The organism is Sphingomonas molluscorum (genome assembly GCF_039522995.1).
Classification (GTDB): Bacteria; Pseudomonadota; Alphaproteobacteria; order Sphingomonadales; family Sphingomonadaceae; genus Sphingomonas; species Sphingomonas molluscorum.
On sequence record NZ_BAAAEL010000002.1, the window covers coordinates 493,137 to 517,023 of the forward strand.

At 70.0% G+C, this 23,887-nt stretch carries 24 protein-coding genes and 1 tRNA gene; 12 read left to right on the forward strand and 13 right to left on the reverse strand.

Annotation, left to right across the window (positions count from 1 at the left end; all coding sequences use genetic code 11):
* Positions 1 to 69: 69 nt before the first annotated feature.
* Positions 70 to 1,764, forward strand: coding sequence for a sensor domain-containing diguanylate cyclase (locus ABDZ92_RS06885; protein WP_241211831.1), 1,695 nt, complete (start codon positions 70 to 72; stop codon positions 1,762 to 1,764).
* A 36-nt stretch (positions 1,765 to 1,800) separates the two neighbouring features.
* Here the strand turns inward: ABDZ92_RS06885 and lepA are convergent, their stop codons facing one another.
* Entirely contained in the window at positions 1,801 to 3,609 is a 1,809-nt protein-coding gene (gene lepA, locus ABDZ92_RS06890) for a translation elongation factor 4 (RefSeq protein WP_125960696.1), read from the reverse strand.
* Between the two features lie 161 nt (positions 3,610 to 3,770).
* On the opposite strand from lepA, the gene ABDZ92_RS06895 reads away from it, so the two are divergent.
* Positions 3,771 to 3,847 (forward strand) — tRNA-Pro (locus ABDZ92_RS06895).
* Between the two features lie 102 nt (positions 3,848 to 3,949).
* On the opposite strand, the gene ABDZ92_RS06900 is transcribed toward ABDZ92_RS06895, so the two are convergent.
* Positions 3,950 to 4,540 (reverse strand): hypothetical protein, encoded by a 591-nt coding sequence (locus ABDZ92_RS06900; RefSeq protein WP_125960695.1) that lies wholly within the window; start codon positions 4,538 to 4,540, stop codon positions 3,950 to 3,952.
* 260 nt (positions 4,541 to 4,800) lie between these two features.
* Here ABDZ92_RS06900 and ABDZ92_RS06905 point away from each other — a divergent pair, with 260 nt between their 5' ends.
* The 3 genes from ABDZ92_RS06905 (at position 4,801) to ABDZ92_RS06915 (ending at position 8,778) form a co-directional block, all read left to right on the forward strand.
* Complete coding sequence (locus ABDZ92_RS06905; RefSeq protein WP_125960694.1) at positions 4,801 to 6,345, forward strand: MDR family MFS transporter; 1,545 nt, start codon at positions 4,801 to 4,803, stop codon at positions 6,343 to 6,345.
* A gap of 102 nt (positions 6,346 to 6,447) precedes the next feature.
* Entirely contained in the window at positions 6,448 to 8,208 is a 1,761-nt protein-coding gene (locus ABDZ92_RS06910; RefSeq protein WP_343762126.1) for a DUF885 domain-containing protein, read from the forward strand.
* A 126-nt stretch (positions 8,209 to 8,334) separates the two neighbouring features.
* Entirely contained in the window at positions 8,335 to 8,778 is a 444-nt protein-coding gene (locus ABDZ92_RS06915; RefSeq protein WP_164521252.1) for a DMT family transporter, read from the forward strand.
* Here ABDZ92_RS06915 and ABDZ92_RS06920 read toward each other — a convergent pair.
* From ABDZ92_RS06920 to ABDZ92_RS06930, 3 genes are read right to left on the reverse strand one after another with little or no spacing between them, the layout of a single operon-like run.
* Positions 8,775 to 9,662, reverse strand: coding sequence for a type II secretion system minor pseudopilin (locus tag ABDZ92_RS06920; protein WP_125960691.1), 888 nt, complete (start codon positions 9,660 to 9,662; stop codon positions 8,775 to 8,777). The genes ABDZ92_RS06915 and ABDZ92_RS06920 overlap by 4 nt on opposite strands.
* Positions 9,659 to 10,204 carry a type II secretion system protein GspJ gene (locus ABDZ92_RS06925; RefSeq protein ID WP_241211830.1) on the reverse strand — a complete coding sequence of 182 codons (546 nt, stop codon included), beginning with the start codon at positions 10,202 to 10,204 and terminating at the stop codon, positions 9,659 to 9,661. Before ABDZ92_RS06925 ends, ABDZ92_RS06920 begins: the two co-directional genes overlap by 4 nt.
* Complete coding sequence (locus tag ABDZ92_RS06930; RefSeq protein WP_241211829.1) at positions 10,201 to 11,145, reverse strand: ABC transporter substrate-binding protein; 945 nt, start codon at positions 11,143 to 11,145, stop codon at positions 10,201 to 10,203. The genes ABDZ92_RS06925 and ABDZ92_RS06930 overlap by 4 nt, the downstream gene beginning before the upstream one ends.
* Positions 11,146 to 11,330: 185 nt before the next feature.
* Between ABDZ92_RS06930 and gspN the strand changes: the two genes are divergently transcribed.
* Positions 11,331 to 11,963 (forward strand): type II secretion system protein N, encoded by a 633-nt coding sequence (gspN, locus tag ABDZ92_RS06935; RefSeq protein WP_125960689.1) that lies wholly within the window; start codon positions 11,331 to 11,333, stop codon positions 11,961 to 11,963.
* Positions 11,964 to 11,972: 9 nt separating this feature from the next.
* Here the strand turns inward: gspN and ABDZ92_RS06940 are convergent, their stop codons facing one another.
* Positions 11,973 to 13,199, reverse strand: coding sequence for a type II secretion system F family protein (locus ABDZ92_RS06940; RefSeq protein ID WP_125960688.1), 1,227 nt, complete (start codon positions 13,197 to 13,199; stop codon positions 11,973 to 11,975).
* Positions 13,200 to 13,428: 229 nt separating this feature from the next.
* Between ABDZ92_RS06940 and ABDZ92_RS06945 the strand changes: the two genes are divergently transcribed.
* Positions 13,429 to 14,445, forward strand: coding sequence for a glycoside hydrolase family 43 protein (locus ABDZ92_RS06945; RefSeq protein WP_125960687.1), 1,017 nt, complete (start codon positions 13,429 to 13,431; stop codon positions 14,443 to 14,445).
* 177 nt (positions 14,446 to 14,622) lie between these two features.
* On the opposite strand, the gene gspE is transcribed toward ABDZ92_RS06945, so the two are convergent.
* From gspE to gspL, 3 genes are read right to left on the reverse strand one after another with little or no spacing between them, the layout of a single operon-like run.
* Positions 14,623 to 16,116, reverse strand: coding sequence for a type II secretion system ATPase GspE (gspE, locus tag ABDZ92_RS06950; protein WP_125960686.1), 1,494 nt, complete (start codon positions 16,114 to 16,116; stop codon positions 14,623 to 14,625).
* Positions 16,113 to 16,610, reverse strand: coding sequence for a type II secretion system protein GspM (gene gspM / locus ABDZ92_RS06955; RefSeq protein WP_125960685.1), 498 nt, complete (start codon positions 16,608 to 16,610; stop codon positions 16,113 to 16,115). The genes gspE and gspM overlap by 4 nt, the downstream gene beginning before the upstream one ends.
* Positions 16,607 to 17,674 (reverse strand): type II secretion system protein GspL, encoded by a 1,068-nt coding sequence (gene gspL / locus ABDZ92_RS06960; protein WP_241211828.1) that lies wholly within the window; start codon positions 17,672 to 17,674, stop codon positions 16,607 to 16,609. Before gspL ends, gspM begins: the two co-directional genes overlap by 4 nt.
* A gap of 33 nt (positions 17,675 to 17,707) precedes the next feature.
* On the opposite strand from gspL, the gene gspG reads away from it, so the two are divergent.
* The 5 genes from gspG to gspD are packed head-to-tail and all read left to right on the forward strand — an operon-like array spanning position 17,708 to position 22,019.
* On the forward strand, positions 17,708 to 18,217 hold the full coding sequence (gene gspG, locus ABDZ92_RS06965; protein ID WP_125960684.1) for a type II secretion system major pseudopilin GspG: 510 nt from the start codon (positions 17,708 to 17,710) through the stop codon (positions 18,215 to 18,217).
* Positions 18,218 to 18,275: 58 nt separating this feature from the next.
* Complete coding sequence (locus tag ABDZ92_RS06970) at positions 18,276 to 18,785, forward strand: prepilin-type N-terminal cleavage/methylation domain-containing protein (protein ID WP_241211827.1); 510 nt, start codon at positions 18,276 to 18,278, stop codon at positions 18,783 to 18,785.
* Positions 18,782 to 19,147, forward strand: a complete 366-nt coding sequence (gspI, locus tag ABDZ92_RS06975) for a type II secretion system minor pseudopilin GspI (RefSeq protein WP_125960683.1) — start codon at positions 18,782 to 18,784, stop codon at positions 19,145 to 19,147. The genes ABDZ92_RS06970 and gspI overlap by 4 nt, the downstream gene beginning before the upstream one ends.
* Positions 19,144 to 19,947: a type II secretion system protein N gene (locus tag ABDZ92_RS06980; RefSeq protein ID WP_241211826.1), complete on the forward strand. Its 804-nt coding sequence runs from the start codon at positions 19,144 to 19,146 to the stop codon at positions 19,945 to 19,947. Before gspI ends, ABDZ92_RS06980 begins: the two co-directional genes overlap by 4 nt.
* Positions 19,948 to 19,958: 11 nt before the next feature.
* On the forward strand, positions 19,959 to 22,019 hold the full coding sequence (gspD, locus tag ABDZ92_RS06985; protein ID WP_241211825.1) for a type II secretion system secretin GspD: 2,061 nt from the start codon (positions 19,959 to 19,961) through the stop codon (positions 22,017 to 22,019).
* Here gspD and ABDZ92_RS06990 read toward each other — a convergent pair.
* The 4 genes from ABDZ92_RS06990 to ABDZ92_RS07005 form a co-directional block, all read right to left on the reverse strand.
* Positions 22,013 to 22,432 (reverse strand): hypothetical protein, encoded by a 420-nt coding sequence (locus ABDZ92_RS06990; protein ID WP_125960682.1) that lies wholly within the window; start codon positions 22,430 to 22,432, stop codon positions 22,013 to 22,015. The two genes, gspD and ABDZ92_RS06990, sit on opposite strands and share 7 nt — an antisense overlap.
* Positions 22,420 to 22,887 (reverse strand): hypothetical protein, encoded by a 468-nt coding sequence (locus ABDZ92_RS06995; RefSeq protein ID WP_125960681.1) that lies wholly within the window; start codon positions 22,885 to 22,887, stop codon positions 22,420 to 22,422. Before ABDZ92_RS06995 ends, ABDZ92_RS06990 begins: the two co-directional genes overlap by 13 nt.
* The gene (locus ABDZ92_RS07000; RefSeq protein WP_125960680.1) at positions 22,884 to 23,351 is read right to left on the reverse strand and encodes a hypothetical protein; all 468 of its coding nucleotides are present in this window, start codon (positions 23,349 to 23,351) and stop codon (positions 22,884 to 22,886) included. The genes ABDZ92_RS06995 and ABDZ92_RS07000 overlap by 4 nt, the downstream gene beginning before the upstream one ends.
* Before the next feature lie 172 nt (positions 23,352 to 23,523).
* Complete coding sequence (locus ABDZ92_RS07005; protein WP_125960679.1) at positions 23,524 to 23,862, reverse strand: hypothetical protein; 339 nt, start codon at positions 23,860 to 23,862, stop codon at positions 23,524 to 23,526.
* Between the last annotated feature and the right edge of the window lie 25 nt (positions 23,863 to 23,887).

Below are 23,887 nucleotides of genomic sequence, written 5' to 3' on the forward strand. Positions count from 1 at the left end.
CGGGGCCCGACTTTTTCCCTTCTCCGCGCTTAACGGATTTTTCGCACCGCGCGCGATAGGTCCGATCGCGTGAGCTGGAGCCTGAATCGACTGGCGCGGATCGTCTGCGCACTGGTGCTGGCGGGTCTCGCCCTCACCGAGCAGGCCGCCGCCACTCCACCTCAACGCGCGGCGTCCCTACAGGCCTGCGTCCGGCCGGATGCGGACGGGCTGACGCCGCAGCGCCTCTTCGCACAGCCTCAAAGCTTCGATTGCGCCACTCCGCAGCGATCCTGGGGACCAGGCGACTATTGGGTCCTCTCCAAGCCGGTTACGCTCCGTCCTCCGGCTGACGAACCGCTCCGGGTCCGATCCGGAAGCGTCTGGATCCGCGGCATGTCGGTGTACGTGCTCTATGCCGACGGACACATCGCCTCGGTGACCGTCGACCAGCGCGGGCTCACGCAGCACCTCCAGCTCGGTGCGCTGATCGAGTTCGCGCTGCCAGCGCGGAGCGCGCCCGTGACACGGCTGCTCTGGCACGTCGAGGGAGCGGCCAACGTCCGGGGCATCGTGCTCGGGCCGCGGCTCCTCACCCGCGCCGAGGCCGAACGCCAGACATTGAAACTGGCGGCGATCTACGCAGCCTTCGCAGGTCTCTGCATCGCGCTCATCGTCTACAATCTCGCGCTGTGGAAGGCGCTGCGCCACCGCTTCCAGCTCGCCTACTGCGCGATGCTGCTTTGCCTGTTGTTCTACGCGGCATCCTCCTCGGCCGCGCTCGCCTGGCTGCTGCCCGACATCCAGAACAACCAGCGGATCACGATCAACTATGTGATGCTCGCCTGGGCCGGCGCGGCCGCGCTCGCCTTCAGCCGGAGCTTCTTCGAGGCGCGCATCTTCGACGGCTGGGTCGGCCGACTCACGGAACTGTCGGCGGCGGGCATGGCGGTGCTGGGGCTCCTGTTCCTGCTGATCGCACCGGTGAACATCCACGCTCTCGACGCGCTGTTCTCCCTGTCTTTCCTGGCGCTGATCGGCGTCATCGCCCCGATCCTGTGGCGGGCGTGGCGGCGGCGGAGCAATTATCTGTGGCTGTTCGCACTGACCTGGTCGTCGCCGGTCGTCATGGTGATCGTGCGCGTCTCCAGCAACTTCGGGCTGCTTTCGTGGAGCTTCTGGATCGACAACAGCACCGTGCTCGCGATGAGCGCCGAGGCGCTGCTCACCAGCCTGGCGATCGCCTATCGCATCCGCCTGCTGAGCATGGAGCGGGATGCGGCAATCCGCCAGGAGATCAGCACGCGGCGCCTCGCCGATACCGATCCGCTCACCGGCCTGCTGAACCGCCGCGCCTTCCTGGCCCAGGCGATCGGCCGCACGGCGGAACAGCAGCTGCTGGTCGCCGACATCGATCATTTCAAGCGGATCAACGACGCCATCGGCCACGACGGCGGCGGCGAAGTGCTGCGGGTGGTGTCGCGCACCCTCCGTCGCGCAGCCCCGGCAGGCACGTTGATCGCGCGGATCGGCGGCGAGGAATTCGCGATCCTCGCCGATTCGCGCGCGGCGCTGAACCCGGAGGCGCTGCTCACGTCGCTCCGCACGGCGGCGATGCCCTATGGGTTGAAGGTCACGGCGAGCATCGGCAGCTGCATCGGGCCGTTGGCGACGGAAGCCGACTGGCAGCAGCTCTATCACCAGACCGACGCCGCACTGTTCGCTGCCAAGCACGCCGGCCGGGATCGGGTGCACTGGGCCGAGCCGTCGCGCAACGCCGCATGAGAAAAGGGGCGACGCTCCGGCGCCGCCCCATCGATGCTATTGCTCGTCGCCCATCCGCAAGGCGGCAATGAAGGCTTCCTGCGGGATGCTGACCGAGCCGTACTCGCGCATCTTCGCCTTGCCCTTCTTCTGCTTTTCCAGCAGCTTGCGCTTGCGGGTGGCGTCGCCGCCATAGCATTTGGCAGTCACGTCCTTGCGCATCGCGCTGATCGTCTCGCGCGCGATCACCTTGCCGCCGATCGCTGCCTGGATCGGGATCTTGAACATGTGCCTGGGGATCAGCTCCTTCAGCCGCTCGACCATGCCGCGGCCGCGCACCTCGGCCGTGCCGCGGTGGACGATCATGCTGAGCGCATCGACCGGCTCCTCGTTGACCAGGATGCTCATCTTGACGAGGTCGCCCTCGCGATAGCCGATCTGCTCATAGTCGAAGCTCGCATAGCCCTTCGACAGCGACTTCAGCCGATCGTAGAAGTCGAACACCACTTCGTTGAGCGGCAGTTCGTAGGTCGCCTGCGCGCGACCGCTGACATAGGTCAGGTTCTTCTGGATACCGCGCCGATCCTGGCACAGCTTCAGGATCGAGCCGAGATATTCGTCGGGGACATAGATCGTCGCCTCGATCCACGGCTCGCTGATGCTCGCGATCTTGTTGGGATCGGGCATGTCGGCCGGATTGTGCAGGTCGATCTTGGTGACGCCCGCAGGATCGGGATGGGTCAACTCAATCTCGTACACGACCGACGGCGCAGTGGTGATGAGGTCGAGGTCGTACTCGCGGGTCAGCCGCTCCTGGATGATCTCCAGGTGGAGCAGCCCGAGGAAGCCGCAGCGAAAGCCGAAGCCCAGCGCCGCCGAGGTCTCCATCTCGAAGCTGAAGCTCGCGTCATTGAGCCGCAGCTTGCTGATCGATTCGCGCAGCTTTTCGAAATCGTTGGCGTCGACCGGGAACAGCCCGCAGAACACCACTGGCTGGACTTCCTTGAACCCCGGCACGGCTTCGGCCGCGGGCCGCTTGGCGTCCGTGATGGTGTCGCCGACGGCGGTCTGGGCGACTTCCTTGATCTGCGCGGTGATGAAGCCGATCTCGCCCGGACCCAGGTCGGTCAGTTGCTCGATCTTCGGCCGGAAGCAGCCGACGCGGTCCACCAGATGGGTGGTGCCCGCGTTCATGAACTTGATCTGCTGGCCCTTCTTGAGCGTGCCGTCGATCACGCGGACCAGGATAACGACGCCCAGATACGGGTCGTACCAGCTGTCGACGAGCATCGCCTTCAGCGGCGCGTCCGCATCGCCCTTGGGCGCGGGGATACGCTCGACCACCGTGTCGAGAATTTCCTCGATGCCGATCCCGGCCTTTGCGGAGGCGAGCACCGCGTGGGAGGTGTCGAGGCCGATCAGGTCCTCGATCTCGGTCTTCACGCGCTCGGGCTCGGCGGCCGGCAGGTCGATCTTGTTGATGACCGGGATGATCTCGTGATCGTGCTCGATCGACTGATAGACGTTGGCGAGCGTCTGCGCTTCCACGCCCTGGGCGGCATCCACCACCAGCAGCGCGCCTTCACACGCGGCCAGGCTGCGCGAGACTTCATAGGCGAAGTCGACGTGGCCGGGCGTGTCCATCAGGTTGAGGACATGGCCCTTCCATTCCAGGCGCACGGTCTGCGCCTTGATGGTGATGCCGCGCTCCTTCTCGATCTCCATGTTGTCGAGCACCTGCGCCGACATCTCGCGGTCGGAGAGGCCTCCGGTGCGCTGGATCAGCCGGTCCGCAAGCGTCGATTTGCCGTGATCGATGTGCGCGATGATCGAAAAATTGCGGATCTTGCTGAGTTCTGTCGCCATGATCCCGCGCGGTTAGCACCGGGCCGGGCGGATGCGAAGGGGGCGCGCGCGCAGACGCGTGTCCCGGCGGCAGAAAAGCGCAAAAGAGACGCTTGTCACCCGCGAAATCGCTGATATAAGCCGCCGCCTGTCACCTGGTCAGCGACTGGGATGGCATCGGTCGGGGAATAGCTCAGCCTGGTAGAGCACTGTGTTCGGGACGCAGGGGCCGGAGGTTCGAATCCTCTTTCCCCGACCAATTTCTTCCAAGACATCGATGAGACCACCCCCTTCGGGGAGCGTTCGCAAGGCAGGCGCGGCGCCAACCTTCGCGTCGTTCGGTCTGCTTTTCAGCGTCCCGCTAGCGCGAACCCTGCGTAGCCAAGGCCCTGCTCCGCACGAACGCCTCGGCATGGCTGATCTGCTCGACCGGTCCGAAGGTCTCCGTCGAGCAATCCGTGGTTGCCTCCGTATCTTCGTCCGTCTGCACCTCCGCAAGCGAGGGGACGTGGCCATCCAATCGGTAGCGAATCGACCAGCTCGCGATCGAGATCGCCAGGGGCGCATCGAAGGCGTAGACGGCAAGGAAGCCCGGCCGCTTGCCCGGTGCCGCGACGAGGAAATAGTTCGTTCCTTCAGAGACCATCGGCGAGCAGTATAGCGCCTGCACCTCGAAGCCCTTGCTCCGGAGCGCCTGCACCGGATTGAACCCGAAGGGCTGACCGGGCGGGCCGTCCCATTCGAAGGTGAGTTCCGAGACCGCAGCGGCGTCGGGCGCAAGAACGGTGCCGCCCGCCAGCTTGCCGATGGTTCGAAGCGTTTCTTCAGCCGAAGACGGTGCGTCGATCCACCGTATCGGTGAGGCCTTCGACCGCAGCGCAGCGATCGTGGGCGTGCCGACGGCATGCGCCTCCGGGGCGAGCGCGAGCAGGGTCTCCGCCAGGGCGTCCATCGGTGCGGAAGTCCTTGATCCCTGCCGACCAGCGGCGCGCGCTTCCGCCGGCCCCGAAGTCGCCAAAGCGGCAATGCAGATGCCCGCGATGACCGCGTGACGCATTCTGGTCCCCTTCCCTGCAATACCCCCGACGCCTGCGAACGCCGCGGCGTCGACATACCGCGACGGCCATGGTGGGCGTCAAGCGACAGCCCGTGCGGCGTCTTTGTGCACCCGCAGCATTGCATCGGCGACTCCAGACGCCAAATTGCAGGTTCATGTCTTTGCACCTCCCGCACGGACTCGATCCGCGCAACTTCCTTCGCCCGCGGCGCCGCGGCATCGCTTCCGTCCACTCCGAAGTGCGCGACGGCATCGTGCCGGCGGGCGAGCGGATCGCCGAGACCACCGACCAACAGGGCGGCGCGCCGGCGAGCGCCAACTACCGGACGGTGGCACTGATCATCGCCTGCGCGATGTTCATGGAGAATCTCGACGCCACCGTGCTCGCGACGGCGCTTCCCACGATGGCACGGGATTTCGGCGTGCGCGCGCCGGAGATGAGCATCGCCCTCACCTCCTACCTGCTCGCGCTGGCCATGTTCATCCCCGCCTCTGGCTTCGTCGCCGATCGCTTCGGTGCCAAGCCCGTGTTCCGCTGGGCGATCGCGGTATTCGTGCTGGGCTCGCTCGCCTGTGGCCTGGCGCCCAACCTGCCGACCATGGCGGTCGCGCGGTTCCTGCAGGGGATCGGCGGCGCGATGATGATGCCGGTCGGGAGACTGGTGCTGCTGCGCTCCGTCGCCAAGCGCGACATGGTGTCGGCGATGTCGTGGCTGATCATGCCGGCGCTGATCGGGCCGATCCTGGGCCCGCCGGTGGGCGGCTTCATCGTCACCTATGCCGACTGGCGGTGGATCTTCTGGCTCAACCTGCCCATCGGCATCGTCGGCTTCGTGCTGGTGGGCAAGTTCATCGCCGACATTCGCGAGGGGGAAGCGCAGCCGTTTGATCGAGCCGGCTTCCTCCTGTCGGCGGCAGCGCTGGGTTGCCTGCTGCTGGGGTTCGAGATGGTGAGCCGGTCCGAAGGGGCAGGTCTCGCGGTGCCGCTGATCGTCGTCGGCGCGGTGACCGGCCTGCTCTATGTGCTGCACGCACGCCGCACCGAGCACCCGATCCTCGACCTTTCGCTGATGCGCATCCCCACCTTCCGGCTTTCGGTCCTGGGGGGCTCGCTGGCGCGGATAACCCAGGGCGCGCAGCCGTTCCTCCTGCCGCTGATGATGCAGCTGGGCTTCGGCCTCACCGCCGCGCAGAGCGGCGCGATGACGGTTGCCACCGCGATCGGATCGTTCGGGATGAAGGGCGTGGCCCGTCGCCTGCTTCATCGCTTCGGCTTCCGGTCTAGCCTGGTGGTGATGGGCGTGCTCGGCACGGCTGCCTATGCGGTCTGCGGCTTGTTTCGCCCGGATTGGCCGCTGGCCGCGATCTTTGCGGTGCTGGTGGTCTCGGGCTTCCTGATGTCGTTCCAGTTCACCGCCTACAACACCATCGCCTATGACGAGATCGGCAAGGAGCGGATGAGCGCGGCGACCAGCTTCTACTCGACCTTCCAGCAGCTGATGCTGTCGCTCGGCATCTGCACCGCCAGCGTCGCGCTGCATGTGTCCATGAACGTGAGCGGCCGGGCGAGCCCTGGTTTCCCCGACTTCTCCGCCGCCTTCTGGACGGTGACGGCAATCTCGCTGGTGGCGCTGTTCGTGAACCTGCGGTTCGACCCACAGGCGGGCGCCGAACTGAGCGGGCGGGCAAAGCCGGCCTAATCCGATCCCGCCGCTTGCCGCTAGGCTGTGCGCTGCATAGACCCGAGCCACTGGAACTTGTGGGGGTCGTCGATGCGCTCTGGTCTGTTTGCCTTGTTGCTCATGGCTGGGGCGACGCTGCCCAGCAGTGCGATGGTCGCCAAGCCGGCGGCACCCGCGGCGGCTTCTGCGCAGGACGCGGCGTTCGAGGCGCTGGGCAAGCGCTTCCTGGACGAAATGGCGCGGCTGCGCCCGACCTATGCGACCTACCTGGGCGACCATCGGTTCGACGCGGAGGTGGACGACCTCTCCGCGGCTGGCCGCGGCCGCGAGGTGGCGGCGCTCCGGCGGACTCAGGCGGCACTGGCGCGGATCGACCGCAGCAAGCTCAGCCGCGAGAACCAGGTGGATGCGGCGCTGCTCGCGAACGAGCTCGCCTATCAGCTGTGGACGATCGAGACGCTGAAGCCGCACGAATGGGATCCGCAGGGCGCCAATGAATCCGTGTCGGGCGGGCTCTACCTGCTGGCGGCGCGGGACTTTGCGCCGTGGCCGCAGCGACTGCGGTCGGCGATCGCGCGGATGGAGAAGACCCCGCGGTTGTTCCAGCAGATGCGCGCCAGCCTGGTACCCGCACGCGTGCCGGAGGTGTTCGCGAAGACCGTGGCACAGCAGAACTCGGGCGTGCTGCAGATCGCCGAGGGGATGCTGGCGCCCCACAAGGGCGAGCTTTCCGCCGCCGACCAGAAGCGGTTCGACGCGGCGCTTGCGACGCTCAAGACGGCGGTCGCCGACCAGCAGAAGTGGCTGGACACGGTGCTGGTGCCGCAGGCGAAGGGAGACTTCCGGCTCGGCGCCGAGCGCTACGACCAAAAGCTGCGCTTTGCGCTGGTGACCGACCTCACCCGCCCCGAGATCAAGGCGCGGGCGCTCAAGGCCAAGGCGGATGCGCGGGCGGAGATGTATGCGATCGCGCGCACCGTGCTGGCGGGCAAGCCGAACGCGCCGGCGCTCCCCGCCTCCCCTACGCCCGACCAGCAGCAGAAGGCGATCGAGGCAGCGCTGGAGCTGACCTATGCCAAGCATCCCGCACGGGGCGGCGTGATCGCGGAGGCGACCAAGACGCTCCAGCAGGCGACCGAGTTCGTGCGCGCCAAGAACCTCATCACCGTGCCCGACACGCCCGTCCAGATCATCGAAATGCCCAAGTTCCGCCAGGGCGTGGCCGTCGCCTATTGCGACAGCCCGGGGCCGTTCGAAAAGCAGCTCGGCACCTTCTTTGCCGTGTCGCCGATCCCCGAGGACTGGAGCGACGCGCAGGCGGAATCCTTCCTGCGCGAATACAACGACTACATGATCCACGACCTGAGCGTGCATGAGGCGATGCCGGGGCATTACCTCCAGATCGCGCACGCCAACGAGTATCCGTCGATGCTGCGCGCGGTGCTCGCGTCCGGGCCGTTCATCGAGGGCTGGGCGGTCTATGCCGAGGGCATGATGGCGGACCAGGGCTATTTGAACGGCGATCCGCTGTTCAAGCTGACCGTCCTCAAGATGCGGCTGCGCTCGATCACCAACACGCTGCTCGACATCGGCATCCATACCGAGGGGATGACCGAGGCGCAGGCGATGCAACTGATGATGGAGGGCGCATTCCAGCAGGAGCGCGAGGCCGCCGGCAAGTGGACGCGCGCGCGCCTCTCCTCCACCCAGCTGCTGAGCTATTTCGTCGGCTACTCCGAGCATCTGGAATTGCGCGCGGCGGCGGAGAAGCGCGAGGGCGCGGCGTTCGACCTGAAGCGCTACAACGATGCGGTGCTGGCGCACGGATCCCCGCCGGTCCGCTACGTCCGCGCGCTGATGCTGAGCGAGGCCATTCACTAGGGCGGGCTCGCCTCCTCGGATCATTTGCCGCTGCCGGTGGTTGCTGGCGGACAATCCGAGGGAGAAGCCGATTGCCCGAACCCAGCGCCGCGCCGTTCCTCCCCTGTCTGCGGCAGGGGTAAGGGCGTGTACCTGCTCTTCATCCTGTTCGCGGCCGGCGCCGGCATCACCAGTGCGCTCCAGTCGGGCACCAACAATGCCCTGCAAAAGGCGCTGGGCACGCAGCTGTGGACGGTCTCGATCGTCTCGGTGGTGACGCTGACCGTGTCGCTGCTGCTGTCGCTGGCAGCGGGCGAGCGGCTGCCGAGCGGCCAGGCGATCGCGCAGGCGCCGTGGTGGTCGTGGACCGGAGGCGTGCTCGGCATCGTGTTCGTGCTGGCGACCGTCTATGCCTCCCCCCGGCTGGGCGCCGGGCTGTTCGTGGCGCTGATCGTCACCGCCTCCACGGTCGCGGCACTAGTGCTCGACCATTTCGGCTGGATGGGGTTCGAGGTGCACCAGGCCGGTTTCGGCCGCATCGCGGGCGCGGTGCTGATGATCCTGGGCGTGGCGCTGATCTCGATCTTCTAGGCAGGCGGCTTGCGGGGCGGCACGAAGGCGGGCGCTTCGGGCGGGACGGCGGCGTTGCGCCAGCGGGCGACGGGCACCACCACCGGCCCCTCCTCGCCCTCGCGCCGCTGGATCAGGGTGGCGCCTTGCTGCGCGGTGCCGCCGACCGTGGCACGGGTACGCACCCAAAAGGTGTTGGAGCGAAGGCTGGCGCCGGGGGGCATGGTCACGCCCTCGTCGGCGAGGTCCTGGAGCGACAGGAAGCCTTGGCGGGTGCGGGTCGCCACGAGCCGCTCGGCCACGACGGGATCGTCGAACAGCACCGTCATCAGTTCGGGCGAGGCGGCGTTCAAATTTATCGTCGTGCTGCCCGGCAGCGCCGTCGCCAGCCGCTCGAGCCGGTCGGCGAGTTCGGGCGGCACCCCGGAGTAGCGCAGGGGACGCAGGTCGCTGATCGGGCCGTATTCGCGGATCAACCCGACCGCGACGGCGAGCTGGTTGTCGTCGAACCCGGCCGCGCGGCCGATCTTTGCGAACAGCAGCTGGGCCGAAAGGTCATCCTTGCGGACGGCGTTGACGTTGAAGCGCCCTTCCGCATCGGCGATCGCGAGGTCGAAGCGGCCGCCCTCGATCGGCACGTCGCTGTCGGCGATCGCCCCCCAGGGCTCGCTCGCATAGTCGGCATCCGGCGCATCGCGGGCATCCCGGCGGAGCGCCACCAGCGCCGAAGTCTCGCCGCCGCGCACGATCGCGAGCGCGCGCGCGGCTTCCCTTGAGCGGATCGCGCGATCGAGCGCGATTTCCTCGCGGCTGATGAGCAGCAGCACGATGCCGCTGGCGATGGCCACGAACATCAGCACGTTGACGAGGATCATCCCCTCGTCGCCAGGCGCGCGCCGGTTCATTTCGGCTCGGCCGCCGGAATTGGGAGGGTGACGACGCGGCGGACGGTGCCTGCCATGCCGCTGGGCGCGGAGACTGCGAGCTCGACGGCCACGGCACGCGGCCAGGCGTCGACCCGCTCCTCGTCCGGAGGCCAGGAGTCGAGCCAGCCGCCATCGAAATAGCGCCAGCGTGCCGACCGGACGCCGCCGAGCACCCGCTGCGCCCGGCCGTCCACCGTGCGGACGAACACGTCATTGGCGAGGGTGTAGGTGACGGCGGGCGCGGGGCCGCCGAAGCCGCCGGCGGCACGCGAGAAGGCGACCCGGCCGCCGTCCCCCTGCACGCGCCCGCGTGCGAGCTGGTCGAAGTCGCTGGCCACGACGAACATCGCGCGCTGCACCTCGGCAATGCGGTCCAGCCGCTTTTCGGTGCGGCCCTGGACCGAGAGGATGCTGTCGACGAGCGTCACGCCCGCGACTGCGATCAGCGCGAACAGTCCGAGCGAGATCATCAGCTCGATGAGGGTGAAGCCGCCCTCCCCGTGCCGGACGGGCTGAGTCACGCGCCCTGGCTCACCGCCACCTTGGAGTAGCCGTCGCGCCCGGCGAGCAGGATCGCGAAGCTGCGCGCGCAGCTGCCATCGGTGCGGAAGCGGACCGCGCCCGTCGCGCACTGGAAGCCGCTCTCGGCGAGCAGCCCCTCGCGGTTGAGGCGATTGGCGGCACGCAGCTGGCGAGCGATGCCCGCCGCGTCATAGGCGAGCGCCGCAATGGTGCCTGGGCGGCCGCCATTGCGCGCCGCATAGGCCCCGGCGAAGCCCTCGAACGCCTCCGGATCGGGGCTGGCGATCCACGCGCCTTCAAGCGCGGTGAGCGCTTCGGGGCGATAGTCCACACCCTGGAAGGTTGCGAGCAGCTGCACGCCCGCATCGCGCAACGCGCGGGCCGCGGCGAGGAGCGTCGCACCGCCACCCGGCACCAAGACCGCATCGGGCGCGTCGCCGACCGCAGGCAAGGGCGTGCCGGGGGCGACCGTCACCGTCCGGACGGTCATGCCGAGCTCCGCCTCCATCGCCTTGGCCGCATCGACCGAGGCGATGGACCAGGCGCCGCCGTCGCCGATCACCAGCACGGTCCGCACGCCACGGGAACGGGCATAGCGCAGGATCGCCTGGGTGCTTTGCGAAGCGGTGATGCCGAACAGAAAGGCACCGCTGTTGCGCAGCGCCATGTCGTTGGAGAAGGCGAGCACCGGCACCTTCCCGCCGGCCGCCTGCACCACCGCTGGCACCTCCGCCGCGGTGAGCGGCCCGAGCAGCATGCCGGCCTTGGCCTTCAACGCCAGCCGGGCGGCAGCGGCAGCCCCCGCCGGGGTGCCCGCGGTGTCGAACACGCGCAGCATTCCCGTTTCGGCGGGTGCGCCGGATTGCGGAAGCATCGCCGCCTGCTGCATGCTAAGGCCCAGCGCCGCATGGCTGCCGGTCAGCGGCACCAGCAGCGCCACGGGCCGGGTTTCCTTCCGCGCCGCCAGCAAGGGAGCAGCGGCCCATGCCGCAGACGATAGCACTAGGGTCGACCGCAGCAGGCGAAGCGTCTGCCGCCGCGATACTTCCGGAAGGGGCGCGAGCTCAGGCACGGCGGCGCTCTATCGCGTTCGCGGGGTTGGGCATAGCCTCGTTCGCCGTCGCCATGATCGCAACGCTGCCGGCGAGCGCAGTGCTGACCGACCGGCCGTGGCGCAGCGGCGTCGCCGGCACGATCTGGAACGGCGAAGTGGGCGTCGCCGGAGGCAGCAAGGTCGAATGGCAATGGGCGCCGCTCCGCTCGCTCACTTCCCTGGGCTTTGCGGTCGACTGGCGTGCGACGGGGCCGGACACCGACCTGGGCGGCCAGGCGCTGTTCCGCATGGGGGGCACCGTGCGCCTGGACCGGGTGAGCGGGTCCGCCGACGCGAGCCTGCTCCAGGCGGTGGCGCCGGACCTGCCCTTCACCTGCGACATGACCATGCAGGTCGAGCTTCCGCGACTGGTGGCCGGCGGCAGCGACCAGCAGGCGCAGGCGACGATCCTGTCCGATGCCGGGAGCTGCATGGCAAAGCCGGCGGGCGCGGGAAGCACGGTGCCGGCAATGATCCTGACCGCAGAGCACGTCGGCAGCGAGACACGCGTCCGCCTGGCGCCGCAGACCCAGCGCCGCCAGACGCTGGTGGAGGCGGTGCTGGCCGAGGACGGCGCATACCGGGTGACGCTCACCAGCGACGGCGCGGCGGTGCTGCCGTTCACCGGGTTGCCACCGGGCGTGACGATCGAGAGCCGGCTGTAGGGGGGCGCATCAGATCGTCACCAGATTGTTGAGGTTGATGATCGGCAGCAGGATCGCGAGCACCATCAGCAGCACCAGCCCGCCCATCAGCAGCAGCACCAGCGGCTCGACCAGCGCGACCAGCGTGGCGGTGAGTGCGTCGAGTTCGCGCTCCAGCTCGGTCGCGGCGCGATCCAGCGCCGGGGCAAGCCGGCCGCTCGATTCGCCCGAGGCGACGATGGCGACCAGCATCGACGGGAAGGCCTCCGCCTCCGCCATGGCGGCGCGCAGGCTGAGTCCCTCGCGGACGCGATGGGCGACGCCGAGCGCCTTGTCGCGCACCCAGCGGTTGGGGGTGACGGCGGCGGCGGCGTGGAGCGCCTCGACCAGCGGCACGGCGCTGCCGACCAGGGTCGCGAGGCTGCCGGCAAAGCGTGCGGCATTGTGCTGGCGGCTGAAGCGGCGGAAGGGCCGCCGTTCGGACAGGAAACGATCGACGCGCAGCCGGTTGGCCGGCACCTTGGCCCAGCGCCCGGCGACGAGCCCCAGCACCAGCGCCGCGACGGCGACATAGAGGCCGTAGTTCTGGATGAAGGCGGACAGTGCGATCAGCGCGCGCGTCAGGAACGGCAGCTCGGCGCCGCGTGAGACGAACACGCGCACGATGTCCGGCACGACATAGACCATCAGCAGCACCATCATCCCGAAGGAGACGGCGGCGAGCAGCGCGGGATAGAGCAGCGCAAGCTGGAGCTTCTGCCCGTTGGCGTGGCGCGTCTCGACGAAGGCGGCGAGGTGGTTGAGCACGTCCGTCAACCGTCCGGACTGTTCGCCGGCCGCGACGGAAGCGGTGTAGAAACCCGGAAAGGCGCGCGGGTGCTTGGAGAGAGCCGCGGCGAAGCTGCGGCCGTCGAGGATCGCCGAGCGCACGTCGAGCAACAGCGCGCTCACCGCCGCCTGTTCGGCCTGCCCGGCTACCAGGCGCAGCGACTCCTCGATCGAGACATCGGAGCCGACCAGGGTCGCGATCTGGCGGGTGATGGTGGCGAGCTGGCGCGGGGTGATGCCGCGCCGACGGAGCGAGGGCAGCCGCAGCGTTCCCAGCGAGGCGCGCTTTTCTCCCGCGACCTCCACCGACAGCGGCAACAGGGACTGGTCGCGCAGCATCGCGCGGGCCGCAGCGGGGCTCGACGCCTCGATGATCCCCTTGCGGGTGGCGCCGCCACGATCGGCGGCGCGATAGGCATAGGCAGTCATGCGAGGCCTTCGGGAGCGCGGAAGTTGAGGAAGTTGAGGCTCAAACGCACTTCTGCCTCAACCATGTCAGCACCGTGACACAGGCGGCGAGCGGACAAGGGGGCGAGGAGAGGCATCGTCGGCCACGAAAGCACAGGCGCGCGGCGTAGGACAGGGGCAAGCGCACTGTCCTCTTGAGCATCACGCCGAAGTGCCGTCATACAGCAGATAAATATGAGGAGAGAGGTTGATGCGCGCGTTCCGGTGGATCCTGCCTGCCCTGGCTTCGGCCACCCTGGTGTCGGAAGCGGGGGTGGCGCGCACCCCGGCCGGCGGGTCGGCGGCGCAAGTGGCGATCAACCCGCTGCTCCCCGGCGGACCGGACCCGTGGATCGTCCGGCAAGGCGACACCTATTACTATATGGCGACGCTGGGCGACCGTCTGGCGATCCGGGCGACGCGCGACCTTTCCCGGCTAGCTGAGGCGAAGGAAACGGTGGTGTGGCGGCCGCCGGTGACCGGCCCCCATGCCCAGTCGATCTGGGCGCCCGAGCTGCACCGCATCGATGGCAAATGGTACATCTATTATACGGCCGCGGCCGCCGGGCATGACGACGACGCGCACCGCGGCGTGTTCGTGCTGGAGAATGCGAGTGCCGACCCGCTGACGGGCACTTGGATCGACCGCGGACGCGTCGCGACCGCGCGGCCGGGGATCGACGGCACCACCTTCGAGCACCGCGGCAAGCGCTACTTCGTCTATTCGCCTTATGTCGGGAGCGAGAGCGACCTGGCGATCGTCGTCATGACGAACCCGTGGACGGTGACGGGGCCGGAGACGATCCTCGCGCGGCCGGATCGGGACTGGGAGCGCCAGGGCGGGCGGCAGATCCTGGAGGGGCCGGCGTTCGTGAAGGGGCCGAAGGGCGACCTGTTCCTCGCCTATTCGGGCAGCGCCTGCTGGTCGGATGGCTATGCGGTGGGGCTGCTGCGTGCGTCGGCCGGTGCGGACCCGCTGAAGGCATCGTCTTGGACCAAGGCACCGGAGCCGATCCTGAAGACCACACCCTCGGCCGGGGTGTACGCGCCCGGGCACAACGGCTTCTTCACGGGCAAGGATGGGTCGACCTGGATGGTCTATCACGCCAACACCGCTGCCGAGATGGGCTGCACCGGCAAGCGTGCGCCGCACATCCAGCGCGTGACCTTCGACGCCAGCGGCGCGCCGGCGCTGCCGACGCTGGAGCGGGAGGCGGTGGTGCCGTGACGCAGGACGATTTGGAACCGAGACCGTTCGTGCTGAGTAGGGGCTGAGCCTGCCGAAGACCCGTATCGAAGCACCGCCGACGGTCCTTCGATACGCCATTTCGACTTCGCTCAATGGCTACTCAGGACGAACGGGTCTGGTGAACCCTCTGGGACACCGCTCCTCAGCGGCAGCGGCTCACCCCTCGTCGCGGACGACGCGGGCGACTTCCTCGACGGTCGTGATGCCGGCGCGGACCTTGGCGGCGCCGTCGTCGAGCATGGAGGGGTTGTCGCGACGAGCGGCGCGCTCGAGTTCTGCCTCCGATGCACCGTCGTGGATCAGCGCCTGGAAGGCGTCGTCCACCGCGACCACTTCGTAGAGGCCGGCGCGGCCGGTGTAGCCGTCGCCGTGACAGGCGTCGCAGCCGTTCGCCCGCCACAGCGGTTCGCCGGCTTGGATCGCGCCGCCCATCAGCAGCACGTCGCCCTCGCCCGCCACGTCCTCCCGACGGCACTCGGGGCAGAGCTTGCGAACGAGCCGCTGCGCGACCAGGCCCACGACCATCGGCGCCAGCAGATAGCGCTCCACCCCCATGTCGATCAGCCGCGTGACGGAGCCGATCGCGGAGTTGGTGTGCAGCGTCGACAGCACGAAGTGGCCAGTCATCGACGAGCGGACGGCCACCTGGGCGGTCTCCTGGTCGCGGATCTCGCCCACCATGATGACGTCGGGGTCCTGGCGCAGGATAGCGCGCAGCCCACGCGCGAAGGTGAGATCGGTGCGCGGGTTGACCTGGGTCTGGCCGATGCCCGGCAGCTCATATTCGATCGGGTCCTCGACCGTCATGATGTTGCGGCGGCGGTCATTGAGGCGGGTAAGCGCGGTGTAGAGCGTCGTCGTCTTGCCCGAACCGGTGGGGCCGGTGACGAGCAGCATGCCGTGCGGGCGTTCGAGCAGGCGGGTGAAGACGGTGACGTCGCGCTCCGACATGCCGAGGCTCGGCAGGTCGAGCCGCAGCCCGCCGCGCTCGAGCAGGCGCAGCACCACGCGCTCGCCATGCTGGGTCGGGATGGTCGAGACGCGCGCGTCGACGTCGTGGCCGCCGATGCGCAGCGTCACGCGGCCGTCCTGCGGCACGCGCTTTTCGGCGATGTCGAGCTTGGCCATCACCTTGATGCGGCTGACCAGCAGCGGCGCGAGCGCACGCTGCGGCTCGACGATGTCGCGCAGCACGCCGTCGATGCGGAAGCGGACAACGAGGCGCTTTTCCTGCGTCTCGACATGCACGTCCGACGCGCGTTCCTTCACCGCTTCCAGCAGCAGCGCGTTGATGAGGCGGATGACCGGCGAATCGTCCCGGCTGTCGAGGAGATCGTCGACCGAGGCGGCGCTGTCGGCGAGGGCCGCCAGGTCGTGCTCCGCAAGCTCGATGCCCGCGGCGGTGGTCGCGCTGCTGCCGCCATAGGCCTGGGCGAGCGCGGTCTCGAACGCGTCGTCGGCGACGGGCACGAACGGCACGCCGGGCGCGATGCGCTGGACCTCCAGCAGCGCGTCGAGCGGCGCGCTGGTGCGGTGGAGGCACTCGACGCCCGTGCTTCCAGGCCGCAGCAGCACGCCGGCGCGGCGGGCATAGCCATAGGGAAGCCGCTCGGCGGGCGCGTCCTCGATCAGGAGCAGCGTGTCGGTCATGCGCCGAACTCCACGGTGGCCGAGACATGGCCGGGTGCGGTGCCGCGCACGATCGAGACCTGACGAATGCCGAGCGTGGTGGTGCGCGCGACCTCGTCGATCCAGCGGATGACGCCGTCGTAGGCGCCGTCGGCAACGGTCACGCGGTATCCGCCGGTGACCATCGGCACCACCTGGACGGCGATGCCGGCGCGACCGGCGGCGGCGGTGATGACCGCGTCCGGGGGGCCGGCGGCGAGTGGCTGGACGGGCGGCAGCGTGCCGGCCGCGCGGATGCGGGCGTTCAACGTCTCGAACTGGCGGATGTCGGCGCGGGCATCGGCGCGCGCGGCCTGGATGGGCTTCACCACCCCATAGACGGCGACGAGCAGCACCAGCAGCCCCGCGAGACTGCCGACCAGCTTTCGTTCCCGCTGGCTGAGGTTGGTCCACCACGAGTCGAAGCGGGCGAGCCCCGCCTCCAGCCGCGAGCGTCCGGGCAGCCGCACGATCATGCGCCGGCCGCCGTCACGCGGATGCCGCCCGCGGGATCGGGAGTGACGGTCGCGTGGACGCGGGCACCGCTGAGCGCCGCACGGAGCCGGTCGGCGGCGCCCACCTCACCCGCGTCGAGATCCACCACCAGCTGGTTGCCGCTCCACTGCATCGAGCGCACGACGATGGCGGGGCCCATGGGGGCGAGCGCTGCCGAGACGCGGGCGAGTGCGGGAACGAAGCGGTTGTCGCCGGTGGCACGCGGGAGCCGATCGGTGATGCTGCCGGGCAGGTCCTCCGCCTGGGCGAGATCCGGTGCAGCGGTGGCGAGCAGGGTCCGCGTCTCCGCCTCCCGCCGGTCGGCGATCGCACGCAGCATCAGCGTGTCGGCCGCGGCAATGACGCCGTGCGCGACCAGCGCGGCGAGCCCGACCATCGCCAGCTTGCGCACGAACGCCGATCCGGTGCGGCGGCGTGCGTAGCGGCCCTGGCGCAGATCAAGCGCCGGCACCCCGAGCGTCATGCCGAGCGGCTGCGGCACCGCCGCCTGCGCGACGATCGGCTGGGCGAGCGGATCGCCGAAGGCCGTGACCTCGGGCCGGGCGGCGGCTTGCCAGGCGGCCGGCAGCAGCGCGGCGGGCACCGCAAAGCCGGTGCCGTCCCCTGCCCGCACGACCGCGCGCCCGTCGCGTTGCGCGACGTTCCACGCGCCCTCGGCCGGGCGCGGCAGCGACAGCGCATCGGGCACCAGCGCCGCATCGCCTAGGCCGTTCACGTCCGCCAGCGTGACCCACTCATCCATGACGCTGTGCCGCACGACCGCGACCAGATAGCGCTGCGGCGCCAGCATTTCCCCGATCGCCAGATGCACCGAATCGAGCGGGTCGGCGATGCGATCCTCGATCGCGAAGGGCAGTGCTTCCAACCGCTGGGCGCGCGTGGCGAGCGGCAGGTCGACGGCGAGCAGCAGCAGACGCTCGGAAGGCACCAGCAAGGTTGCGGGTCCCTCCGCATCGGCTATGATCGGGCGTTCGCCCTCAAGCGTCCACACGCCGGCAGCGGGGCCGGCCGGCGGGACAGTCATATTTGAGTCATCAGGCGAACGCATGGGGCCGGGATGCGCATCTTTTCACAACAGTTTCATGACAGCGTGACGGGCACCGTGGCAGCCCGGACGAAAAGCCGCAAGCCGCGCGTGCGTGCCGTCCCCGCCTCGCAGGCGGGCCTGACGCTGGTCGAGATGATCGTTGTGCTGGCGATCATCGCGATCGTCGCCGCCCTGATCGTCCCCAACGTCATCAGCCGCCCGGACCAGGCGCGTGTCACCACCGCCAATACCGACATCAAGAGCATCTCCGCGGCGCTCAAGATGTATCGGCTCGACAACGGCGACTATCCGACGACGCAGCAGGGGCTGAAGGCGCTGGTGGAGCGGCCGAGCACCCCGCCCGTCCCCAGCAGCTGGGCGCCGGGCGGCTATCTCTCCGACATGCCGGTGGATCCGTGGGGCAACCCCTATGCCTATAGCTCGACCGGCAACGGCAGCTTCGAGCTGAAATCGCTCGGCAAGGACGGAAAGCCCGGCGGCGAGGATCTGGACGCCGACATCGACGGCAAGCGTCCCTGACATGATGCCGCCCGCCCGGGTCGCGGGCACCATTCCGGCCGTCCCTTCGCGCGGTTGCGTGCGGAATCCTGCGCCTGCGCAGGACGGCAAGCGGCGCGCGGGCGAGGCCGGCATGACGCTGGTCGAGATGCTGGTGGTGCTCGCGATCCTGGGGGTGGCGGCGGGCGCCGTCACGCTCGGCATCGGGGCTGCGACGCGCGCGCCCACCGTCGAGACCGAGGCGCGTCGACTGGCGACGCAGCTGCAGGCGGCGGCGGACGACGCGATGCTGGGGGATCGTGCGATCGCCTTTACCGCAGGCGAGCATGGCTATGGCTTCGCGACCCTGAACGCCAAGGGCGGATGGACGCCGCGTGCGGGCGCCGGCATGGCATTCCATCCGCTGCCGGGCGGCATGGTGATGGCGCTGTCGGCGCGGCCGCCGGTGCTGCTGGGCGTGGACGGCACCGGCCAGCCGCTGACCGCCGAGATCAGCGCGGGCGGGGATCGCTGGATCGTCACCTATGACGGAATGACGGCAGAGGCCGTGCACGCGCCCGCCGACCCCGCAAAGGCGGCGGCAGCATGACGGCGCACCCGGCCGAAACGGGATTTTCGCTGATCGAGGCGCTGGTCGCGCTCGCAGTGCTGGCGATCGCGACCGTCGGGCTGATCGGCGCGGTCGAACAGCACATCGATTCGACCCGCGGGATCGAGCGGCGCACGATCGCCATGCTGATCGCCGAGAACCGGCTAGCGGAGCTGGAGGTCGGCGCGCCCGAGGCGGATGCCCGCGACGTGGAGATGCTGGGCCGCCGCTGGCAGGTGGCGGTCGCGCGGCGCGGGACCGACGATCCCGCGCTCGACCGGGTGCGCATCGCCGTCTCGGCAGCGGGCGAGGAAAGGCCGCTTGCGCAGCTCGACGGCTTCCTGGAAGGACGCGGATCATGAGGATGCCGCCCGCGCTGACGCCGCGCCAAAAACGCCGGACGCTCGACCTGGCGATCGCGCTGGCGATCATATCCGTGGCGTTCGCGCTGGCCGGCCTGGTGTGGCGCATGGCAGGGCATGCCGGCACCGGCGCGGTGACGGTGCCGAGCGAAGGGCGCGCGCGCCCGTCCGCCGTCAGCGACCTGGGACCGCTGCTCGGCTGGGCTCCGTTCGGCCAGGCGACGGTGGGCGAGCCTACGCAGAAGACGGCCATCCAGGCCGAGCTGAAGGGGCTGATCTTCACCGTACCGGCCGAGCAGGCGGTGGCGTTCGTGGCCACCGGCTCCGAGCCGGCGCGCGCCTATCACGTCGGCGACACGCTGGCGGGCTTGAGGATCGAGGGCATCCAGCGCGATCGCATCCTGCTGAACAACGGCGGCCGCATCGAATATCTGGGCTTCCCCGATCCTTCGGTGCTGACGGGTGCGGCTGCGCAACCGAACGGCGGCACCGCCGCTGCCGCTCCCGGCTCCACGCCGATGTCCTCCACGCCGCAGGCCGCGCCGCCCGCGGCGGCGCTGCCCGCAGCCTCCGCGCTGATCGACCGGCTGGGCGCGACCCAGGTCCCCGGCGGCTATGCGATCGGCGCGAACGCGCCGCCGGGCATGCGGGCGGGCGACGTCGTCCAGTCGATCAACGGCGTCGCGCTCAGCGACCCGGCAGCGGCCGACGCCGCGCTTGCCGGTGCAGGCACCGGCCCGGCCCAGGTCACCATCCTTCGCGACGGCAAGCCAATTACCGTCACCATACCGATCCGTTAGGTCAAAGCATCGTGCCGCATCCGATCCGTATTCCTCTCCTTGCGCTCTGCCTCTCCGCGACCGCGCTCCAGCCGCTCGCCGCGCAGACCGCGCCCGCGGGCGACATCGTCGTCAACATGCGCGGCGTGGAAATCGCCGACGTCGCCGAGCAGATCAGCCGGCTGACCGGGCGCACGTTGATCCTGGACCCGACCGTGAAAGGCCAGGTGACCGTCACGTCGGCGGAGCCGCTGTCCCCGGCGGGCGTGTGGGAGCTGTTCCAGTCGGTGCTGCGCGCCAACGGCTTTGCCGCGGTGCGATCGGGCGGCGCGTGGCGTATCGTACCGGCGGCCAACGCGGTGCGCGACGGCGGGGTGCGCGGCGGCGGCGGCCAGGCGCTGGTGACGCGCATGGTCCGGCTGGCGAACGTTCCCTCGGCCGATGCCGCCCGCATCGTCCGTCCGCTGGTCGCGAGCTTCGGCAGCGTGGAACCGCTGTCGGCGCCGAATGCGATCGTCGTCACCGACTATGCCGACAATGTCGCGCGGATCGAGGCGCTGGCACGTTCGCTGGACGGCGGCGGCGGTTCGAGCTTTGCGACCATTCCCTTGCAGAACGGCAATGCCAGCGATGTGGCGCAGGCGATGCAGGGCGTGCTGGGCGATGCCGCCGGCGGCACCGGCGCACGCGTGGCAGCCGATCCGCGGAGCAACACCCTCGTGGTGCGCGGCACCCCGGCGGCGGTGGCGGAGGCGCGGCGGATCGCACAGGCGCTCGATGCACCGGGCGGCGCCACGCCGGTCACGCGCGTCTTCCGGCTGAACCACGCCGATGCCGAGGCGGTGACCGAGGTGCTGCGCGGCATCCTGGGCCAGGAAGCCAGCGCGTCCAATCCGGTCGCGCGCAGCCTCTCCTCCCGCCCCCGCGCCGGTAGCGGGGCGCAGAGCCCGACGGCGGCGCTGTCGAGCCTGATCAGCGGCAACGCCGCCGCACAGGCAGCGGCGGCAGGGAGCACCACGGCCGGCCTGTCCGGCGGCAGCAGCGGCGGCGCCATGGGCGAGCAGGCGCCGACCCCGCAGGGCTTTTCGACACCCGACCTGACGGTGCAGCCGGCCCCCGACATCAACGCGCTGGTGGTGCGCGGCACGCCGACGGCGGTGGCGCAGATCGACCGGCTGATCCCCGACTTGGACGTGCGGCGCCCGCAGGTGCTGATCGAGGCGGCGATCGCCGAGATCGTTGGCGATGACGCCGAACGGCTGGCGGTCCAGCTGGGCACCAGCGGCGCGGCGCTGACGTCGGTGACGGGCGCCGGCACGTCCTTCAGCACGCCCACGGGCGTGACGCCGCTCTCGGCGATCCTGCAGACGCTGGGCGTGCCGGCCGGAAAGCTGCTGGGTGAGGGCCTGACCGCCAACATCGGCATCGGTAACGACTTCTCGATCCTGGTGCAGGCGCTGGGCACGTCGTCCAAGGCGAACCTGCTCTCCACCCCGCAGATCACCACGCTCGACAACAAGATGGGCGAGATCGTGGTGGCGCAGGAAGTGCCGTTCATCACCGGATCGATCCTGACCGACACGACCAACGCCAACCCCTATACCTCGATCGAGCGCCGGGACGTCGGCATCACGCTGCGAGTGCTGCCGCGGATCAATGCCGGCGACACGATCCGGCTGGAGGTGGCGCAGGAAGCCTCCTCGATCTCGCCCACGCAGCTGCAGGCCGCGTCCGACATCATCACCAACAAGCGCATGATCAACACGACCGTGCTGGCGGAGAACGGCCAGACGATCGTGCTGGGGGGCCTGACCGCGGACGACTACAACCGGCTGAAGAGCCAGGTGCCGATCCTGGGCGACATCCCGGTGCTCGGCGAGCTGTTCAAGAGCCGCCAGGAACAGCGCGTCAAGCGCACGCTGTTCATTTTCCTGAAGCCGACGATCCTGCGCGACGGCACGGCGGCAGCGGCGGAGACGCAGGCGCGCTACGACCGGCTGCGCGGCGACGAGGCGCAGCTGGGCGAGAAGCGCAGCCTGTTGCTCGATCCGCCGCGGCCGCGGCTGTCGGTGGAGATCGACGGGATCTACTGAGGCGGGTCTTCGCCCGGCATCGGCACCCGCGCACGCTGGCCGCCGCGGGTGAAATAGGCGGCGTCGGCGGCGAGGGATTCGAGTCGCCAGCCGTCGACGCTCTCGCCCGGCGCGAGCGTGCGCGTGCTCCCGTCGGCGGTGCGGACGAGCGCGACCGCATCGTGCATCAGCCGCCCGACCACACCCACCAGCGCGGGCGCATCCTCGGCAGCCGGCGCCTCTTGCCCGCCGGCCGCGAACAGCGGGCGGGTGAAGGCGGCGGCGAGCGGCGGCGCTTCCGGCGGCGCGGCGAGCGGCGGCAAGGCGCCCTGCGGCGCCTCCGATGCGCGGGGCGGCGCCAGCAGCAGTGCCGGCATCGCGCCGGCAAGCAGCGCGGCCGGCAGCAGCAGCCAGCGGGGGCTCAGCCGCGCCATGGCATCATCAACTGGGCGTCGAGGCGAATGCTGCCGCCCTCCCCGGCTTCCACCCGCCAGCGGGCGAAGCGGGCGAGCGGACGCCCGCGTTCGGCGCGATCGGCAAAGGCGAGCACCGCTTTTTCCGGACCCGAGAGGCGCAGGTCGAGCAGGACGAGCCCGGGCGGCGGGGCAGCGGCAGGGGCGATCCCCTCGACCAGCAGGCCGGCGGCGGTGGCGGCGGCGCGCAGCTGGCCGGCCGCCCGGCGCGTGGCGGTTGCATGATCGGGCGCGGCGAGCGCCAACTCGGGCGCGATCGGCGCCGGGGGCGGCGGTGCGTGGAGCGCGACGGCCAAGCGGCTGCGGGTCTCTCGCGCATCCGCCAGCCGATCGAGCGTTGCCGCCATCGGGATGCAGAACGCCGCCGCCATCAGGAGCCCCGCCACGACCGCCGCTGCCCAGAGCCGCGTGGTCATTGCGGACGCCCCCGCAGGGTCACGCGCATGACCGCCTCGTCGCGCTGCTGCCCCGCCTCCCGCAGTTGCGCCAGCACCGGCTCCCGGCGCAGGGCGTCGCGAAGCGCGTCGGGATCCGCGGTGAGGATCGCGACCTCCAGCGTACCGTTGGGATCGCTCGATACCCGGGCCAGGCGGTCTTCGGCAGGAAGCGTCGTTGCCAGACGCTCCAGGGTGGTGCCAAGCGTCGGCCGTTCAACCTGTGGTGCCCAGGCGACGCGGGTATCGGCAGCGGCGCGGGCGCGGGCGAGCAACGGTTCGGCGGCGGGTGCGAGGGCCGCGACATCGGCGCGGGCGCGGTGTTCGAGGACGGCGGCACAGGCCCAGGTCAGCGCGGGGCCGAGCGCCAGCAGCAGCGCCAGGGCGCCCGGCCAGCGGAGATCCCTTGCAGCAATGCGATCGGCGGGTGCAGCCCGGGACCGCACAGGGGGCACTTCGGGAGAGGAGGAAGGCTCGCGGCGGGGCGCAGTCGCCTTCGTCCTCGCTGCCGAGAGCGCCCGCGCCATCAGACTCGGCGGATTTCCGGGACGGGAGGGCGGCGCGGCCATGGGATCGCCCCTAGCTGCGCCGCACCGGTAAGTCACCCGTTGGGCGCGCTCACTTGCGCGTCATGCTGGTGACCTTGGCCATCCCGTCGGGGGTGAAGGCGATGATGTGCTTGGAGCCGTCGGTGCAGGTGGCGGTCCAGGTCGCCTGGGCGTCGCCCGAGCGTTCGGAGGCGGTAACGCCCTGGCACGGCAGCCCTGCGTCGCGGATCGCGCGGATGAACACGCCGTTGCGCTGTCCTTCCGAAAGTGCGGCGACCTTGGCGTCCAGCTGCTGGGTGGCCTCGGCCGTTGCGCCGTTTTCGGCAGCGGTCGGCTGGGGCTCGCTGTTGCCGCCGCATGCGGCGAGCGCCAGGGCGAGCGCGGGAACGATCAGGGTCGGAAAGCGCATCGGAATAGACCTCCTCTGGTGCCGC